Origin of the sequence: Enterococcus gallinarum NBRC 100675 (genome assembly GCF_001544275.1) — a bacterium.
Lineage (GTDB): Bacteria > Bacillota > Bacilli > Lactobacillales > Enterococcaceae > Enterococcus_D > Enterococcus_D gallinarum.
Genome location: NZ_BCQE01000034.1, coordinates 1 through 18331, shown reverse-complemented (window position 1 = coordinate 18331; position 18331 = coordinate 1). Strand labels below are relative to the sequence as shown.

At 38.0% G+C, this 18331-nt stretch carries 20 protein-coding genes and 2 pseudogenes; 20 read left to right on the top strand and 2 right to left on the bottom strand.

The window, feature by feature from the left end; genetic code table 11:
* The 20 genes and pseudogenes from EG2_RS15725 (at position 1) to EG2_RS15630 (ending at position 16547) form a co-directional block, all read left to right on the top strand.
* Positions 1 to 324 carry a hypothetical protein gene (locus EG2_RS15725; RefSeq protein WP_060815354.1) on the top strand — a complete coding sequence of 108 codons (324 nt, stop codon included), beginning with the start codon at positions 1 to 3 and terminating at the stop codon, positions 322 to 324.
* Complete coding sequence (locus EG2_RS15720) at positions 321 to 515, top strand: hypothetical protein (protein WP_060815353.1); 195 nt, start codon at positions 321 to 323, stop codon at positions 513 to 515. Before EG2_RS15725 ends, EG2_RS15720 begins: the two co-directional genes overlap by 4 nt.
* Positions 516 to 653: 138 nt before the next feature.
* The gene (locus EG2_RS15715; RefSeq protein WP_060815352.1) at positions 654 to 1241 is read left to right on the top strand and encodes a phage scaffolding protein; all 588 of its coding nucleotides are present in this window, start codon (positions 654 to 656) and stop codon (positions 1239 to 1241) included.
* Positions 1242 to 1260: 19 nt separating this feature from the next.
* Complete coding sequence (locus EG2_RS15710; RefSeq protein ID WP_029487086.1) at positions 1261 to 2241, top strand: major capsid protein; 981 nt, start codon at positions 1261 to 1263, stop codon at positions 2239 to 2241.
* Between the two features lie 11 nt (positions 2242 to 2252).
* Complete coding sequence (locus EG2_RS15705; protein ID WP_051661462.1) at positions 2253 to 2525, top strand: hypothetical protein; 273 nt, start codon at positions 2253 to 2255, stop codon at positions 2523 to 2525.
* Between the two features lie 34 nt (positions 2526 to 2559).
* Positions 2560 to 3093 carry a hypothetical protein gene (locus tag EG2_RS15700; RefSeq protein WP_060815351.1) on the top strand — a complete coding sequence of 178 codons (534 nt, stop codon included), beginning with the start codon at positions 2560 to 2562 and terminating at the stop codon, positions 3091 to 3093.
* A gap of 8 nt (positions 3094 to 3101) precedes the next feature.
* Positions 3102 to 3419 (top strand): head-tail adaptor protein, encoded by a 318-nt coding sequence (locus tag EG2_RS15695; protein ID WP_231455590.1) that lies wholly within the window; start codon positions 3102 to 3104, stop codon positions 3417 to 3419.
* Positions 3419 to 3817, top strand: a complete 399-nt coding sequence (locus EG2_RS15690; RefSeq protein ID WP_060815349.1) for an HK97-gp10 family putative phage morphogenesis protein — start codon at positions 3419 to 3421, stop codon at positions 3815 to 3817. The genes EG2_RS15695 and EG2_RS15690 overlap by 1 nt, the downstream gene beginning before the upstream one ends.
* A gap of 3 nt (positions 3818 to 3820) precedes the next feature.
* Entirely contained in the window at positions 3821 to 4201 is a 381-nt protein-coding gene (locus EG2_RS15685) for a hypothetical protein (RefSeq protein ID WP_060815348.1), read from the top strand.
* Between the two features lies 1 nt (position 4202).
* On the top strand, positions 4203 to 4823 hold the full coding sequence (locus EG2_RS15680) for a hypothetical protein (protein WP_249024298.1): 621 nt from the start codon (positions 4203 to 4205) through the stop codon (positions 4821 to 4823).
* Positions 4824 to 4838: 15 nt separating this feature from the next.
* Entirely contained in the window at positions 4839 to 5063 is a 225-nt protein-coding gene (locus EG2_RS15675) for a hypothetical protein (protein ID WP_060815346.1), read from the top strand.
* Positions 5060 to 5602 (top strand): hypothetical protein, encoded by a 543-nt coding sequence (locus EG2_RS15670; RefSeq protein ID WP_060815345.1) that lies wholly within the window; start codon positions 5060 to 5062, stop codon positions 5600 to 5602. The genes EG2_RS15675 and EG2_RS15670 overlap by 4 nt, the downstream gene beginning before the upstream one ends.
* A gap of 17 nt (positions 5603 to 5619) precedes the next feature.
* Positions 5620 to 5919, top strand: coding sequence for a hypothetical protein (locus EG2_RS15665; RefSeq protein WP_156424250.1), 300 nt, complete (start codon positions 5620 to 5622; stop codon positions 5917 to 5919).
* Positions 5920 to 5929: 10 nt separating this feature from the next.
* Positions 5930 to 8068, top strand: a complete 2139-nt coding sequence (locus EG2_RS15660) for a phage tail protein (protein WP_409359866.1) — start codon at positions 5930 to 5932, stop codon at positions 8066 to 8068.
* Positions 8058 to 8792, top strand: a complete 735-nt coding sequence (locus tag EG2_RS15655) for a phage tail protein (RefSeq protein ID WP_060815342.1) — start codon at positions 8058 to 8060, stop codon at positions 8790 to 8792. Before EG2_RS15660 ends, EG2_RS15655 begins: the two co-directional genes overlap by 11 nt.
* Entirely contained in the window at positions 8789 to 11737 is a 2949-nt protein-coding gene (locus tag EG2_RS19805) for a phage tail spike protein (RefSeq protein ID WP_060815341.1), read from the top strand. The genes EG2_RS15655 and EG2_RS19805 overlap by 4 nt, the downstream gene beginning before the upstream one ends.
* Before the next feature lie 34 nt (positions 11738 to 11771).
* Positions 11772 to 14129, top strand: a complete 2358-nt coding sequence (locus tag EG2_RS15645; RefSeq protein WP_060815340.1) for a BppU family phage baseplate upper protein — start codon at positions 11772 to 11774, stop codon at positions 14127 to 14129.
* Between the two features lie 165 nt (positions 14130 to 14294).
* A pseudogene (locus tag EG2_RS15640) lies at positions 14295 to 14663 on the top strand (phage holin family protein); the annotation flags it as partial.
* A 170-nt stretch (positions 14664 to 14833) separates the two neighbouring features.
* Positions 14834 to 15778 carry a peptidoglycan recognition protein family protein gene (locus EG2_RS15635; protein WP_082709582.1) on the top strand — a complete coding sequence of 315 codons (945 nt, stop codon included), beginning with the start codon at positions 14834 to 14836 and terminating at the stop codon, positions 15776 to 15778.
* A gap of 91 nt (positions 15779 to 15869) precedes the next feature.
* The gene (locus EG2_RS15630; protein ID WP_029487072.1) at positions 15870 to 16547 is read left to right on the top strand and encodes a hypothetical protein; all 678 of its coding nucleotides are present in this window, start codon (positions 15870 to 15872) and stop codon (positions 16545 to 16547) included.
* Between the two features lie 159 nt (positions 16548 to 16706).
* On the opposite strand, the pseudogene EG2_RS19985 reads toward EG2_RS15630, so the two are convergent.
* Both EG2_RS19985 and EG2_RS15620 read right to left on the bottom strand, forming a co-directional pair.
* Positions 16707 to 16856, bottom strand: a pseudogene (locus EG2_RS19985) (LysM peptidoglycan-binding domain-containing protein); the annotation flags it as partial.
* Between the two features lie 1033 nt (positions 16857 to 17889).
* On the bottom strand, positions 17890 to 18090 hold the full coding sequence (locus EG2_RS15620; protein WP_060815338.1) for a hypothetical protein: 201 nt from the start codon (positions 18088 to 18090) through the stop codon (positions 17890 to 17892).
* Between the last annotated feature and the right edge of the window lie 241 nt (positions 18091 to 18331).

Below are 18331 nucleotides of genomic sequence, written 5' to 3'. Positions count from 1 at the left end.
ATGAAGGACTTCCACGAAGCAGTTTTAACACTGAAAGTACCCAGCAATCTTGCTGAGGTATACAAAAAAGCTATTGAAGATGAAAATAGTCGATATTTTGTTAAAAATGAACTGAAAGACTCAAACGGCGATGTCACACTTTCGGAGATCAAACCTGTATGGAAGGGCAACCATGTGAGTGTACAAATTATTGAGTCTTTCACTGAATCGACTTTGAAAATTGCTATGATCAGCCACACGTTGCCCAACCTGCAGCAATCAGTTAAATGGTATGAAACAAACGGCGCTACAGTAGAGTATAAGAGTTGGGAGGAAGGAAAATGAATCAAACCGAGGCTGGCACAAAAGATAAGAAACCAAGTCTTTTTATTAATGGCACACCTATTACAGCGGGCCAACCATTTGAACCAACTATAATTATTGGAAAATACAAAGTAGATGTACAAACATTGGAAAAACTGATTGAGTTTGCTCAAAGCGGTAAATTAGACGAAATTATGTCATCTGAAGACTAAGGACCTGATTATAGATTAGGCCTTTTTATTTTGTCCTGAATCATGACGCTATAAACTGGTTCACACTGTATTCGGCAGTATATCCGAAAATCCTAAGCGGAACCGACCGCTATATAAATGGTATGGGAGGAAAAGAACATGGAATGGATCAAAAGTATTTTAGAAAAGCATCGTAAGGAAGATGGCACTGTTGATTTAGACGCAGCTAATAAGGAAATTGATCAAGAGTTTCCCAAGAATGCTGTTCCTAAAGATCAATACAACAATCTTTCTGATAGTTTGAAGACAGCCAAGAACACAATCAAAAGTTTAGAAGACAAGACAAAGGATAATCCGGATATCCAGAAAGAGCTTGATACTTACAAAACAAAGGCGCAAACTCTTGAAGCTGAAAATAACCAACTGAAAATTGATTCCCAAGTGGAATCTGCACTACGTTCTGCTGGTACTAAGGATTTAGACTATGCCAAATTTAAACTAGGTTCATTAGAATTAGACAAAGATGGCAAGGTCAAAGATCTAGATAGTCGAGTAAAAGATTTACAAAAATCTATGCCTGACTACTTTCAAGATAAGTCTGATGACAAAGATAAAGACGCTGCTAAGGACAAATTAGGTGGGTTTCAACGGATTGATGCGAAACCAGGAGAAGGACACCAGTCTAAAAATGAACCAACATCTATTCGTGAAGCAATGGCACAAACAATGGAAGAACAACAAAATTAGTTAAGGGAGGGCATACATTATGCCAGTTACATTAGAACAAGCAAAAGCAACCATGCAAGACAAAATTATCCAATCAGCAATTGACGAATTCCGTCGTAGTTCATTTCTGTTAGATCAGTTGACGTTCGATGATGCTGTATCCCCTGGTACTGGTGGATCTACACTGGTTTATGGATACACTCAATTGAAAACACCATCAACTGCAGGCTTCCGTAAAATCAATACGGAATACACACCAAATGAAGCGGATCGCCAAGACAAATCTGTTAAATTGAAAATTTTTGGCGGATCATATGAAGTTGACCGTGTGATTCAAAACACATCTGGTCAATTAAATGAATCAGCCTTCCAAATGGAACAAAAAATTAAAGGGGCTGCAAACCTGTTCCACTACACTGCAATCAACGGTGACTCTGCAGTTGATGCGGATAGCTTTGATGGTTTAGATAAAATGTTGACAGGTTCATCTACAGAATTGGGAACTGATGCAGTGACTGACTTAACAGATGTAACCATGACTAAATACAAAATTTTAGAAACATTGGATGATTTCTTGTCAGAATTAGATGGCAAACCAACAATGTTGCTTGGAAATAACAAGTTGATCAACATGATTCAGTCTGTTGCACGTCAAGCAGGCTATTTCACACGCACTGAAGATGCTTTTGGTAACAAAGTTGGCGGATATGACAATATCCCATTAGTTGACTTGGGCTATTTCTACAATGCCACTACCAAGAAAACGGATCCTATCGTTGAAATCGTTGAGCGCACGATTGGCGAAGATACAGTTGGCGGCTTGACTGACCTATACGCCGTATCATTAGGTTTAGATGGGTTCCACGGCGTTACACCACTTGGAAGTGCTGGTATTACAGCCTATATGCCTAATTTCACAACGCCTGGTGCAGTTAAAAAAGGCGAAGTAGAAATGGTTGCTGGTGTAGCACTGAAGCAAACACGAAAAGCTGGCGTGTTGCGTAACTTGAAGGTTAGATAGGAGGATAAATCATGCAAATCAAAGCGCCTAATAAATCCTATACTGGTGAATCTTTTGGTGTCATGTTTCAACATGGCATCGGCAAAACTGATGATCCGTGGTTGATTTCTAGATTCAAAGAAAAAGGCTTCATCGTTGAAGAAGAGCCTGAGGAAGTCAATACAGCTGATCTAGAAAAGCAAATTGCCAAACTGGAAGCTGAAAACAAAGCATTGAAAAAGCAGGTCAAAGAATCAAAAAAAGATACAACTGATGCTGCTGCAAAAAAAGAGGATGGCAAATAAGCTGTCCTCTTTCCTTTAGAGAGGAGACAGACTTATGATCATTTCCTTGGAAGATGCAAAGAAGATTTATCCTGATGCGACGCAAGAGGATCTAGACGGTATCGAAAAATCAATTCGGATGCTGACTAATAATCCTTTTCAAAATCGGAAGGTTCGTTATAAACAAATACGATTTGAAAACGAAACAACTATTGCTGTCTTGGGTGATATCCAAGGCCTTAGGGCAGAAGATACTATTCAAGTTTCAGGTAGTAAGTGGAACGATGGTCTGTATGTTGTGAGCAATATCGATGGGCAACTTATTAATCTAGAAGGAAACCCTAGGTTGTTCACTGTGACAGATCCAGATGCGTTTTTAACTAAAATTGAGTATCCGGCAGATATATTGTCAGGGGTTAGAAAACTTTTGACCTATGATGCTAAAATGCGCGATAAAGTTGGATTGAAATCCAAGACTGTTTCTCGAATGTCTGAGACTTACTATGATCAGAACAGCGGCGAGTCGGTCAATGGCTATCCAGCTGCTTTAATGTCTTTCATTAACAAATACAAGCTATTGAAATGGTAGGTGATTCGATGTTTCCCTTTGAAATCAGACGTGAACAGGAAACTGGTGAAAAAGATGAATTGAATCAGCCTATCGTTAAATGGCAAACGGTATACAAGCCTTTAGGTTGGTTGGATATGATCACGGGTTCTGATGAACAGACATATCAGAATAGCCTTCTGGCAACGTCTAGCCATATATTTTTAACAGAAGATACAAGCTTTGAAATCTTATCTACCGATCGCATTCTTAACCCAAGGTCAGGCATTGTATACGAAATAACCTATGTCGATGATGTGATGGAATTATCTGATCACCTTGAGATTTATTGCAAGAGGTGGGCTTGATGAAATTTCTTGATCACTCCGATGAAGCCAAAGAAGTTTTGAAACAAGCAACAATCCAATGGCTGTTTCAAGCATGCATGCTAGTTGAAGGTCAAGCCTTAGCATTAGCGGCTGTTCATACATCTAGACTAAGGAATTCCATTGATTATGTTGTTGATGAGGCGGAATTGATCGGATATGTAGGAACAAACGTTGAGTATGCCATTTATGTGGAAATGGGAACTGGTGAATTTGCTGAAAATGGAATGGGACGTAAAGGTGGTTGGGTGTATCAAGATCCAAGTGGGGAATGGTTCTTCACTTGGGGGCAAGAACCCCAACCCTATTTACGTCCAGCTTTTCGTAAAAACAAATCACAAATAGAAGCGTTAGCAAAAGAAATATTCGGAGGAATTTAGCTGATGAGCCAACGTATTGATGTAATTAACTATTTAACGGGGCTTTTCAGTGTGATTGTCCCCGAAACACATTACCTAAAGAACAAAAATAAAACTGTTGTATATCCTTATCAAACCTTTTCTCTGACTGGTGAACCCACTCATTTTGCAGGGCAAGGATTTTACATTGATATTGATCTATTTGATAACAACAAGAGTGACGTAGCAATCGAAAAAGCATTGTCAGCGATGATGGAATCATTTAACAATGAGCCTTTCTATCAAGTGACAGATAAGTTTTTGGTTCAGATACAGTATGATGCAGACAATGATGTGCCAACTGGATCAGACACTTTGCAACGTCGGAATATAAGGCTTTATGCCAAATTTGATTGGAGGATTTAGAATGGCAATTACTAGCGAGACTTTACCTAAAAGCGGCTATACTGCTGATACACCCAAGCGCTACCTGTTAAATGCAGGTGCGTTAGTTCGGAACTTAACCTGGGATGCTACGGCTAAAAAGTGGACCTATAATCTCCTTGGTGCAACAAGCGGCGGATCTAAGTTGTCACTTAAAAATAATCTACGCCAAGTGGAAGTTGATGGTGTATTCACCACACCTGTAGGCGGCGACATGATCGAATCAAGCGAAGGGACCTTTGAAGTGAATGTCATTGAGCACACGCGTGATAACGTCAAGATGGCTCTTTTTGCTGATGTGGAAGAATCGGATGACACGGAATATCCAGCCGGATACGATGTGATCACTCCTAAGCAGAAAATTGAAGAATCAGATTACATTGAAAATCTTGGTTATATCGGCACAATTAGCGGATCGGATAAGCCAGTTATTATCATCATGGATTTTGCTATCTGCACTTCTGGATTGGAATTTGAAGTGAAAGACAAAGCAGAAGCGATTTATCCGCTGACATTTGCTGCTCGTACGCCAATGGACGATGTGACTACTACCTCTTTACCAGTCAAGATCCTAATTCCCAAAGAGCCTGAATTAGAGCCGTAGAAAGGGTGAGTACATTTGAAATACAAAGTAGTTTATCCATTTATTGAAAAAGGGGTTAAATATTGGTCAGGTGATATTTACACTAATAAAGACAAAAAACGAATCAAAGAACTATCTACTGAGAATAACAAACTGAAAAAAGTGTTAATTAAACCAATCGAGGCCGATGAATCAAAGAAAGCATCGGTTGAAACAACTAAAAAAGTAGACGGTGCACCAGAGGAGGAAAAAGCCAAATGAGTGAAACTAATGATCAATTAAACATCGAACAGATTGATGCTGCGAAAAAAAATGCTGAAATCAAAGCGGCTGAAAAGAACAATAAAATCAAAGAACGGCTGTTGGGGTATTCCATGCGTGAACTCCAAGCCAATGATTTATTTAAAGTAATCGAAATTGTGCAAATATTGAATGTCACTGAATTAGTTACTGAATTTTTGAAACAAAAAGATGCTGCTAAAATCCAAACTCAAAAAGCGCAAGGTTTGGCACTGGTAGCCAGTAAAAAATCTGAGGGTGAACAAGAATCACTTACAGAACAAGTGAAAGCTATCCAATCAGATATCTCAGCACAAAGCTTTGATTTAGTAGCTAAGGCAGTGAAATTCATCATGAGCCATTCTAGCGAAATTAAAGTTGAACTAAATGGCCTTTTAGCAGATTTGACTGGGAAAACACCTGAAGAAATTGGAAAAACAAATATTGTTACCTACGGATTGCTGGTGAAGGATTTTTTCTTAAAGCCGGAATTACGAGAAGCGTTAGAATTGCTCTTTTAATTCAAAATCACGGTGGCATGCATAAGTTTAGGGACACGTTATTCAAAAGATATAACGATGTCTCTTTTTTGTTGTCCACGATCAAGTGGAAAGACTTGCCCGAATTTCTTTCCGTGCTATTCGATGGTGAATTTGATGATCAACTATGGCAAATCTATCTATCCAATCCTTTTCGTACCGATTCTTTTGGTGATTTCAAACAAAAAATTGTTGAGAGTGCTAAACCAAAAGAGCAGGTAGAAACAGAGGCTCAAAAAGCCGCTAAAAATGCATTAGCAATGCTAGAAGACATGGGAGGTGATGGCTTTGGCGTTTAATGTCTTTGAAATGTTTGGGACTATCGATGCTGATAACCAAAAAGCAAATGATGCCATTGACGAAACAACAGGCAAAGCCGAAAAATCAACCTCCATGTTCAGCAAAATTGGCGGCGGGCTGAAAGTAATCGGTACTGGTATGGCGGTTGCGGCTGGTGTAGCAGGAGCGGCTGCAGTCGGACTAAGTCAAAAAGTTATATCTGCATATGCCGATTATGAACAGCTTGTAGGCGGGGTAGATACGTTGTTTGGTGATGCATCTAAAAAGGTGCAAAAATTCGCCGATGATGCATTTCTAACAGCTGGTCTATCAGCAAATGAGTACATGGAGACCGTCACAGGCTTTAGTGCTAGTTTGCTACAATCACTAGGTGGAGACACCTCAAAAGCAGCAGACGTGGCGAATCAAGCTGTAACTGATATGTCCGATAACGCCAATAAAATGGGGTCAGACATAGGTAGTATCCAAAATGCTTACCAAGGTTTCGCTAAGCAAAACTATACCATGCTTGATAACCTAAAGCTCGGCTATGGTGGTACTCAAGAAGAAATGAAGCGCCTCTTAGCCGACGCTGAAAAGATTTCTGGCATTAAATATGACATCTCTAGTTTTGCTGATGTCACAGAAGCCATCCACGTGATGCAAACAGAAATGGGGATCACAGGGACTACAGCACAAGAAGCGACCGAAACTATCAGCGGATCGCTTGCTGGTATGGGATCAGCGTGGCAAAATCTCCTAGCTGGAATGGGTAATGCTGACGCTGACGTAGGTAAACTGGTTGATAACCTAGTTGAACAGTTTGGTTATGTTGTAAAAAATATTACGCCCGTTTTGGGAAATATTGTATCTGCTTTACCTGGACTATTGAATGGATTGCTCACGGCGGTTGCTGATTTGTTGCCAACTTTACTCTCGGCGGTTACTGATCTGTTTAATCAAGTATTGCAAACATTGTTAACATTACTACCAGGATTGATTCCTGTAGTGGTTGATACTTTATTGAGCCTTGTACAGACGATTGTTGACAATCTACCATTGTTTATTGATGTAGCCATGCAAATTATTACAGCATTGGTTACAGGTATCGCACAAGCTTTACCAACCTTGATACCGGCAGCAGTTCAAGCATTGATAACAATCGTGCAAGGACTGATCAATAATTTACCTATGCTGTTGGATGCGGCGTTGCAATTGATTGTAGGTTTAGCACAAGGATTAATTACAGCGTTACCTATGTTGATTCAAGCGTTACCGACTATTATCAATAGTTTGGTAAGTTTCTTTATTGGTTCTATTCCGATGATCATTGAAGCAGGTATACAGTTATTAGTTGCTTTGGTAGAGGCGTTACCAACGATCATTCAAGCGATTGTTAAAGCCATTCCTCAAATTATAACCTCAGTGGTTCGTGCGTTTAGTGATGCAACACCTGAGCTAATTAGCGCAGGGGTGACACTGTTTATCGCATTAGTTGAGAATTTACCACAGATCATTATTGCTATTGTGGCGGCAATACCACAAATTATGATAGCAGTTATTGACGGCTTTCTAAGCTACCTTTCTGAATTAGGAAATGTTGGGTGGAAATTAATTACAGGCTTTATCGATGAATTCACTTCTGTGGATTGGGGTGAAGTCGGTATGAATATTATCAGGGGGATCGGCCAAGGGATCAGCAATGCTGCTGGAGGTCTATGGGATGCAGCCAAAGGGGTTCTTGGCGGTTTCAAAGATAATGTTCTTGGTTTCTTTGGTATTCACTCTCCTTCACGATGGGGGCGAGACGCTGTTGGTAAATGGATTCCTCGTGGTATTGCAGGCGGAATTGAGCAAGATGCTTACACTATGCAAGACGCACTGACTGACGCAGCGAATAAACTAACTTTTGACACAAGCAGTTTAGGAGCAAATGTAGATTTAAGTCAGATAAATCCGAATGTGGTGAATTCGGAAGCTGTCACGGATGATTTTTCAAATGGCAATGAAAATAGAAAATCAGGCGACACCTTTAATATCACTTTGCAAGCGCTAGGTGAATTGACAGATTTCCAATTGATGGATATGGCTAAAAAACTTGTAAAATTCATCAAGGAATTGAAGGATAGAGAAGATGCACCTAAAGGAGGCGTATTGAATGGTATTTAGACCAGGACAGTTTAAAATCAATGGCTTGGATAGCGAAGGGTTCAATACTTACTTACGTTCTAGACCACAACGCCTTTCTGCAGGACGTGTTATAGAGCTCAAACCAAGGCCCGGCAATGATTCGGTTGTGGTTGATTTTGCTTACTACAAAAATGTAGAATGGAAAATCCTTTGCAATGCACAAGCGGATAATGTAGATGATGTATCGCATTTAGAGGACCGTATTCGGTCTTGGTTAGATATGTCAAATTACTCTGATTTTACCTACAGTTTTGATACGCAGTATATCTATCAAGCGATTGTAGTAAGTCCTCCTGTGTTTACGGGTACACATAAAGACGCTAATTGGATACCATTTGAGTTCACAGTCAGCTTACGTCCTTTCAAGCAGTCAAGAACAGGGCTTAAATGGTTGAGCAATGAAACGAAAATACACAATAACGAACATTATCCTTCGAAGCCTAAAATTCAAATTTTAGGCTCGGGGGATATTTCTTTTTGGATTAACAATAACAAGTTTGAATTAACAAATATTGGTAATGAAATAATCATCGATTCTCAACTAGAAGAATCTTATCGCATTGTTGATGGGATTCTTGAGAGTCAGGATAATAAAACCAAATTTATTGATTTTCCAAGTTTGCCAGTCGGGTTGACGACGATTAGATGGGAAGGCAATGTAAAGGAATTTAATTTGATGCCAAGGTGGTGGACAAAAGTTTGAAACCTAGAATATATGATCCGCTCGAAAAGGATTTCAGTCATAATGGGTTAGGAATTATGATTGATACAAGTCGTTGTGATGTGACCGAAGAAGCAAATGGGAAATATGAAGTGGAAATTGAGCACCCATTAATCAGCAGATTTTCGGATTATTTTGAGAATGGGTACCAAATAAAAGCAAAACCCAATGATCAAGAGGATTATCATGTCTTTGAGATCAAGAATACCTATAAAGACACCATAAGTAACACCATATTGATTTATGGGCAGTCACGTACGTATAAAATTGGAAATCGGGAAGTGCGTCATGTTGAGATCGATTCAAAAAATGGCGCAGAAGCAATGGCTGCTATTGAAAATGGAATGGATGAACCCAGTGATGTGAAACTATTTTCTGATATTCAAACTACTTCCAGCACAGTTTTTGAAGCCCGTAATGTGTTGAGCTGTATTTCAGGAGAACAAGGAAGTATGGTTCAATATTGGGGCGGAGAGATCAAACGAGAACCGTTTAAACTCTCTCTATTGAGAAGACGAGGCCGAGATAATGTCGGGACTGTTCGATACGGAAAAGATTTAAATGGATTGAAGATCAAGTTTGATTGGTCAAGTATCGTAACGAAGGTGTTGCCCTATGCTGACTTGCAAAATAGCGAGGATGGAACGACTAAACGGATTTATGGAAATGCAGTTATGTCAGAATTAGCAACCAATTATCCGGATGTTTACGCTAAACATATTCAATTTACAGAAGAACAAGGGGTAAAAGATTTAGCTAGTTTAAATCGAGTTGCTGCAAATTATTTTAAGTCTATCAATCCGGGTTCAGACAAACCGAAAATCAGCATTGAGTTAGAAATTGAAAAGCTGACTGATTCCGAAGAAGCAAAAGAATTTGCTAAAATCAAAAATTATGGATTATTTGATACTTTTTCGGTTTACCACAGGCTCTATGACATCCACATTGACACAAAAATCACGAGTGTTGTGTACGATTCCTTAACTGAGAAAAACAAAAAAATCTATGCGGGCGACGCCCAGATGGCTTTTTACACCAAACAAAATTATGAGCTGCAAGAGACTATCAAAACCTTGACAAAGAAAGGTTACATGTCTGAATTTGTCGATTATGTAACCAACCTGATCAATGGTGTTGAGGGCGGTAGCGTTTTGCAATACCCCAAGAATAAGCCACATACCACATATTATATGGATACTGATTCACGGGACACTGCAAAAGATGTAATTGCACTTAATCATAAAGGCTTAGGATTTTCTCGAACTGGTTGGCTTGGCCCCTTTGTAAATGCATGGGGGATAGATGGAACTTTGAATGCCGACTTTATTCGAGCTGGAAAGATTCGTACGAATATTATGGAAGTCTCATTCAATGGTATGGGTGATTTACTACGAATGGTATCTGGGACTTTGCAACTTTGGAATGATGATCTCAAAATCATGGAATTGACTAAAAGAGGGATGGAGTTCTGGAGTGGATCGAAGTCAATAGGAACTATCGGTACAGCTGGAAATCCCTTTCCTAATTTAGTTGTAGGTTCAGAAAATGGTCAACCCATTATGGCTGATATGGATGGAAAAGCGTTGCAACTAAGGCTAGATAATGGTGGAGATTATGTGCTAATTTCCTCATCAGAAGGAAAAGGCTTAGTTTTAGGCAAAAACAAAGGTATGTATATTATTGATGATGATATAAGACTTATCGGAAACATTACTTTGTCAGGTGATATGGATATACGCGGTGAGCTTAAAATTAATGGTCAAAAGGTTATTCCTGGTCAAAATGGTGGACCTGGTCCTGGTGAAGGCGGAACATTGTCTGATGTATTTGTTAGAGTCCTTGCGTTAACTGCAAAATACGAAATGGGTGATCGTGGTTCTGGCTATTATCATCCACCATTAGATGATGGTGCGGGTTGGAACTATGGGAAATACTCTTTCACGCAAGTATATGAGATGGACAATTTCTTGGCATGGTTGGCAAAATATTATCCGGATGCACGAAGTGCTTTAGTGGGTTCTGTTGGCTCGACTGAATTTAACAACTCATGGTCTGCTTATGGGAATGCGAATGATAAACAATTTACAAGAATGCAAGCCGAATACTTCTGTCGCACAAAATTGAAACCAGCAATCGAAGGATTGAAAGCAAGTACGAGCGTTGATTTCAACGATGGCCAAAAATGGCTTGGAACACTTGGCATTCTTGCTTCGATTCAAAACTGGTATCCTGCCGCTGTTTCAAATGGCTTCTTTAAAACCATTACTCAACAATTTGCAAATCGGTGGGATGATGCGGCATTTATTACGACAGTCTGTGATTATATTGTCACCAATGCGGCTTCTATGGTTGCGCCTGCTTATGTCGAAGGGATTCAAAATCGGTTCAGAAATGAAAAAGCTGATGCACTGAAGCTGACGGATAAAACCTATATCCCTTTCGATGGTGTGACCACCAATCGAGGTCTGGAACATCTAGAAGATCTATTAGGTAGACGAATCGGCAATGGACAGTGTTATGGACTATCCGCAGAGTATTCTGGTTATATGGGTGGATGTGGTCTTGGTGCTGGTACGCAATATGGTATGAGTCATTTAACTGGAGTGGGAAGTACCGCCGCTGCTAGTGATATTGGTATTGCCTATGATTGGGCTGCTGTTGGATGGACGGTAATCAAGAATCCAACCTATGAACAGTTACAGGTAGGAGCAATAATTAATATTGCACGTGGTGCACCTTGGGCTGGTTGGCCAGGAGGAGTTGACGATACCTATGGACATACTGGAGTTATTAGAGGTTTAGAAAATGGACGAATCCAAACATACGAGCAAAATACTGAATTAGGAATGATAGTAGGGAAATTTGATCGTTCATATACGAGCGCGGCTGGAATATCATCAATCGTTATTCCACCAGCAGATACTTAAATTTGCTACAATTATATATAAAGGAGTGATAGTTTTGGCGGTTAGATACCCAATTACACTTAACGTAAGCGAACCAAACAATAATATAGGGTTACTAAAAATCAGACAAGCAGATGAAGAAACACAGACACTAGTTGTGCAAATATTGGAAGATGCAATCCCGAAATCTTATGAAGGACTACAAGTTTTCTTCTGTGCTAGAATTGGACAAACTCCTGGTTTGGGGATTATTGAACAAAAATTAGATAAACTTGAAATGACAGACCCTAAAAATGGTCAGTTAGAATATACTTTCAGGCCTGAAGATTGGCAGATTTTAGGTCGTCAAACTGGGTACTTCAGTTTTAGAAAAATGACTGATGACCACACGTGGGTGCAACAATTTTCTACTCGTGATTTCATCTATGAAGTTACAAAAAGTATTTATAGTGATGGCATTAAAGAGGTAACTAAAGACGGATCCACATATGTATGGACGATTGAGGATTTAATTAGGCTTTTCAATGAATATATTGAGTCTGGTAGAACCGACTGGGAAGAGTTTGTAGAGCAAAATAAAGAAATTATTGAATCCGTTGACCCCGGTGGTGTTGTATTAAGCGAACTCATTGCTTCAAGAACAAATGCTCAAGGGCAAACGTTTGCTTCTGTCTCAAAGCGTATTGAAGCTGACGTATCTCCAAAGACCGTGACGGATTATATCAATGGGAAATATATGCTGAGTAACGATCAGATTGTTTATTTGCAAGGATTTAATAATGTGGGCGACTCAGGAGGTAATATATACTCATATCAAGCGGTTGCTATTGATAATACGGAAACATGGATTGATTCAGGCAAAGAATTTAAAATCACACAAGATGGATGGATTAAATTATCTGATAAACAGAAACTACGACCAATTTTTGATTCTGAAATATTACTTGGAGCTTTCGGGGCTAATGGAACAAACGATGATGTTGTTTTTCAGATAGCAATGGATTTTGCTATTTCTAATAACATAAAATTGAACGTAAACGTAGACTGCAGTATTAATGGGGTTATAGATATTAAAAGACCTATCGACGAGAGGAATATTATTGAAATTTCAGGGAGAGGAGTGATAACAAAAAATACAAGCGGCTTTTTATTTCATAACTCAACTTCTAGGAACGGCGGTAATATTCGTTTTACTGGAGTCCACTTCGAATCTGTTGAAGGAGCAGGAACAACTATTTTTAACGCTGGTTATATGATCCGGATGTATTTTAATGGGTGTAATTTTTATAATGTAGACACTTTATTTTATGCGGGAGGGTCGGATGAAAAATATAATTATGCCCAAACAATTTATATATCTGACTGTACCATCGTTGGTGGATCTGGCTGGTTTTTGAATTGTGACATTGGATACGATATTTCAATTTCGAAAAGCATTATTGAACACAGAGAACATTTTATGCGTTGTTTACAGTCGCACAGCGTTCGTATAACGGACAGCTTAATCGAAGGCATGTCAGGACAAGTGTTTTATGGAGTCGGTGGAAGAAGTTTGGTTATCGAAAACAATTATTTAGAATCTTGTTGTGAAGAGGTAACGTATCCTTATATCCAAATATCAAATACAACTCTTGGGATTAACGATTTCCAGAATTTTTCTATCAAAAATAATAGTTTTATAGGTTCTGCAGAGCAAGCAGTAAGCTCAACTTATTACTTAATAAATTTCTTTTACCTACCACAATCAGTACAATTTGGCGGAAACTATGCCGATTGTAATTTTGTTAAGGTAAATTATGAATTTAGTTTGAGCATGAATATTGAAGCGCTAAAGATATTATACCGTGAGAATGTTACTGGCAATAAATTTGTTGCAAATGGCAGATATAAGCGTAATCAAGTCACTCTTGGAACAGGAAATGCCTTGGGAAAGTATTTCAAACATCCTTTCGAAAAAGAGCTTTTCACTTTGTCACCTATTGATGGCTCAGTTTTACTTGACTACTATGAAAATAAGTTTAGATTGAGATTATATCAAAATAGTACAAGCCTACCGCCATCCATGTATATGCGTACATCTAAAGAATACTTTATTGGAGGTATTGATTATGTTATTGGATTAAGCGTATTTGCTAGAGTCCTTGGAAACGGCGTGGGAAACCTAGCTGTCGTTATTTATGACGAAACTATGAGCGCTGTGTATTCTCATGATATAGATATCCAAAATAATAGTTTTATTACTGGAAAGCCTGTTTTTTATTCATTAAAACCTTTCACGCTTTCTACTTCTGGTAACTACTATGTTGCAGTGGTTCAAAGAGGAAATAGTAATAATGTAGTGACTCAAGGCACAGCTTTCACTTTGGAGAATTTGGTTGTACAAAGGGCAGTAATAGCAAGCGAAACGGATTAAGCATACTCAAATAAATTTGTTTTTTAGCGGACAATCATCATCGGTTGTCTGCTTTTTGGGCTAGTCGTGTTGTGAATTATATTTTAGGAAAGTAGGTGGCATATGTTCATTTGGGGGGAATTAGAATGAAAGAATTATGCTTAAATTATAGAAAAGGTGGTATATATGGTGATTATTGACAATGGAGTGTTACTGAATGAATTTCGAGGGTTGCTGACAAATGGATATGTCCAGTTGTTCTTATGGGTAGTAGTAGGTGATATTGTTACAGGATTGTGCAAGGGCATTTTCGTTAAGGAAGCTAATAGCACAAAAGGATTGCTTGGTATTGTAAAACACATGCTGGTGGTCTGCTTGGTAATTATTGCCTATCCGTATTTAAAGATTATGAACCTTGAGACGTTTGCTACTGCATTCGTCTTTTTCTATATCGCGGTTTATGGAATTTCAATCACGGAAAACTTAGGTCAATTAGGTGTGCCAATTCCAAATTGGGTCAAAGAAAGACTGTCTAAGTTACAAGATAGTACCGAAAATCCAAAACCTAAAGTAACGGAAATTAAAATCGATTATGGTGACGGACAATCCGAAACTCAATCTTTGGATAGTAAAGATGATCCAGATTACGGTGACGGCCAAGAATTTACCGACAAGAAGGAGTAGCCAATTGGCTGCTCTTTTTTAATTTAGAAAGGATGATATAAATGAGTTTCATCAAATATGAATATATCAGAATCAATAAGTTTTCTCGTCCAGGAATCAAGAACTATGGTATCAAAGGAATTATCATGCATTACACGGCTAACAACGGAGGTACCGCTCGCAATCACAAAGACTACTTCAATAATCTGAATGGCGTTTATGCTTCCGCTCACTTGTTTGTAGATGACAATGAAGCTATTTGTATCATTCCATTAGATGAGGTCGCTTACCATGCAAACGATACGGTTAGATACAATTCAGATGGATCTATCTACAAACCTTTGTATTCACAAATTGGCAATGCTAATTATGGTGCTATTGGCGTGGAGATGTGCTTGGATAGAAATGGAAATATCACTGAAAAAACATTCCAGAATACTGTTAAAGCTGTCAAAGAACTGATCGCAAAATATCCAAATATCACTCGAAATAAGATTTGGCGACATTATGATGTTACTGGCAAGAACTGCCCAGCTCCATGGGTAGCGAAACCAAGTGAGCTAGAACGGTTCAAAGATGCGGTGTTTGGCAAGACTAGCGGTTCTAATTCAGCAGCTAAGCCGAGTACCCCATCTGCAAAACCAAGTACCAATAAAATCCCAGAAGACGGCATGTTTGGCCCAAGTACTGCCAATAAAGCGATGCAGTACGAAGGTATCACACCAGATGATGAAATTAGCCACCAATACCGGCAGGCGTGCAACAAGAACCTTTATGCCGCACAATTCGATAATACACTAAAAGGATCCACACTGATTCGTACATGGCAAAAACGATTGAAAGCCAAAGGATTTTATAAGGGGGCAATTGATGGACTGTGTGGAACAGAGATGATTAAAGCCATGCAACGTGCGTTGAAGACCACAGTTGATGGTATTATCAGTCCGCAATCCGATATGGTTAGGGCATTGCAAAGAGCATTGAACAACAATAAATTGCCATGGTAAACAAAAATAGCCCGCTTTTGCGGGCTTATACATAGAGATATGCTATAATTGAATGAATTTAATACAATCTAGGACGCAAGGAGACAATAAAATGGATGCAGAAAGTGTATATAAAATATTCAATATGTTACTAACTTCTTTTGTATCAGCAGGTGGATTAGGTTTTATTAATTTTATTATTTTAGAGAAATTAGAAATTATTCGACAAGATAAAGAGAAAAAAGACGAAAAAATTCTGTATGTGTTGTTTTTTTCAATTATAAATTATGCCCTTTTCCTTTTACTTTTCTCATTTCCTGAGGAAGGTTTAGCAATAACAGATTTTATAAGGCAACTTTCTTTTGGAGTATTGTTAACTGTATTGATAAGTATGCTTCTTAACTTTTCTGTATACCCATTCCTTGCTAAAATGTTAAAGGAATCAATAAATATTTTTAGAATGAAAATACTAAAAAAGCCCAAAGTAGATAATCAAACACCCAAAGAACGGCTTTTTTCTAAAGGAAATGTCTCGACATTTGTGTATATATTTGACTTTGATAAAAATAGACTTGGGGAAGGTTATCTTGAAGGGTGGATAACCGATATAGAAAAGAAAAATCAAGTGTCTCTAGTTGCTCCAGGAGAAATAACTCAATATAGCTACGAACAGGTCGAAAAAATGTTTAATGAGCAAGATAATGATCCAGAACCAAATACGACTCGACACTTGATTGACTTCGATAATAGATTACATTATTTCCTTTTTTATCAATCTAATCTTTCTTAGGTGGCGGCGGGGGACTCTTTACAAATTTGTTTGGGGTAGGATTTTGTTGCCCCCTATTTTCTCCATTTTTAGGATGTGACACAGGTCTTGATGATGGCTTTTTTGACATGTTTACTCATCTTCTTTCTATCTTTTTTCCGTGTTAATGCACGGTTATTTTTATTTAATTCGTAATGTATCGCCCGGATATAACATAAAATTATTTGGATCCATGCCATTGAGCTCATACAGTTTTTCAACGGATATTCCAACACGTGCAGCTATCTGAGGAGGCCCCTCTCCTTCTTGCACAGTCGTATATTCTTCGACGGGCTGACTTTGAACACTACTTTCAGGAGTTTTCTCTTGAGAGCTTTGAGGTGTTTCAACAGGCTGGACGCTTTCTTCTGAGTAAATAGTCTCATTTTCTGATGAGTAAGTTTGCGATTCTGCAGTAGTAGATTCAAATGGTGATTCTGTTAATTCCAAAGAAGCTGCCTTTGCATATTTTTCCACCAATTCTTGCGGTAGTTGCCCATTAAACTGCATCAATACTAGTTCATCTTCGTTAACAGCAGTGTAGGAGAACAGCATTGCTGAATCTTTTCCAAGATCATCATAATATTTTTTAGTCGCTTTTAAGTCATCTAGATTATCAAAAGTTAGTAAGCGAGCGTTTTGCTGCTCATCTTCGTTATCGGTTTCAATTAAAGAAAATATTTTTGCACTTTTAGCCGACATAGGAGCGATACCGAAATCCTCTTTAGTCATATCTCTAGGCCGGTAAACTACTAGTGACTGTTGTGTAAATGTTTTAATTATATCATCTAATTTAGTAGCTGCATCTTCTGATGATGAGGTTGTTTCTTTAGTTGATGAGGTAGTTGATTCTATGTTCTTCTTTTTAGTATAGGGTTTTAAGATAAGTTTTTGTGCGTCAGAAGAATCATTATTCTTTTTTTCATCAGGCGTCAAGACTATGTTCTCATTTTCTTTAGAAACAGTATAGTAAACAAAGGCGTTATCATCTTCTGTATCCTGAATTTTAATTGTGTTTTTTTCTAAAGAATATTCAAGTTTATAATTTAGTTGATCTACAATTTGTTTAGCAAATTCTTCTCCTAATTTTTCCCATTCATCTTTGGCGCTTGACTTCATGCTTTTGGTATCAACCGAAACGGACATGACATGATCAGAGAAAGATATAATCATATTCGGCTCCTCTTTGTTTGAAGCTTCTGCTATCCAATCATTTGCTTTTAAATCCTCGGTCTTAACTTTATTACCACAAGCAGCAAGTAAAAAAATGGTAAATACAGTAAAAATTCCCATACTAATCTTTTTCATATTTATCCCCCTAAAACTATTTGAAAATGTCCCATATACTAAACGTAGTTTTTCTATATATTTTTGCTTTCGTTGACTTTATCGGTGATTTAGCAAAACCCATCCCTTTTTTTCCATATCCTGGTATGATAGCTTTTTTGATTTGTCGTTTTGCTTTACCTGTAGTCCTAGCTTTCAAACCTTTTTTAATACTTGGTTTTCTAAGACCTACTTTCATTTTTTTATTACCTCACTTTTTCTTTTATTGTATCAGAAAATATTGTAAGAAAAAAACATTTCAACAATAAAATCGTTTATTAACCGAAAGTGTTATTTTTTAGAACAATAATATTAGGGGCAAAAAAGGGGCAAGAAAATGATAATTCATGATAATTAGTGCAATTATATTTTATCGGAAAACAGCGAAAATTATAGCTGTGATAGTAATAGATAGTCCATATACATTGGTTAAGTATTTT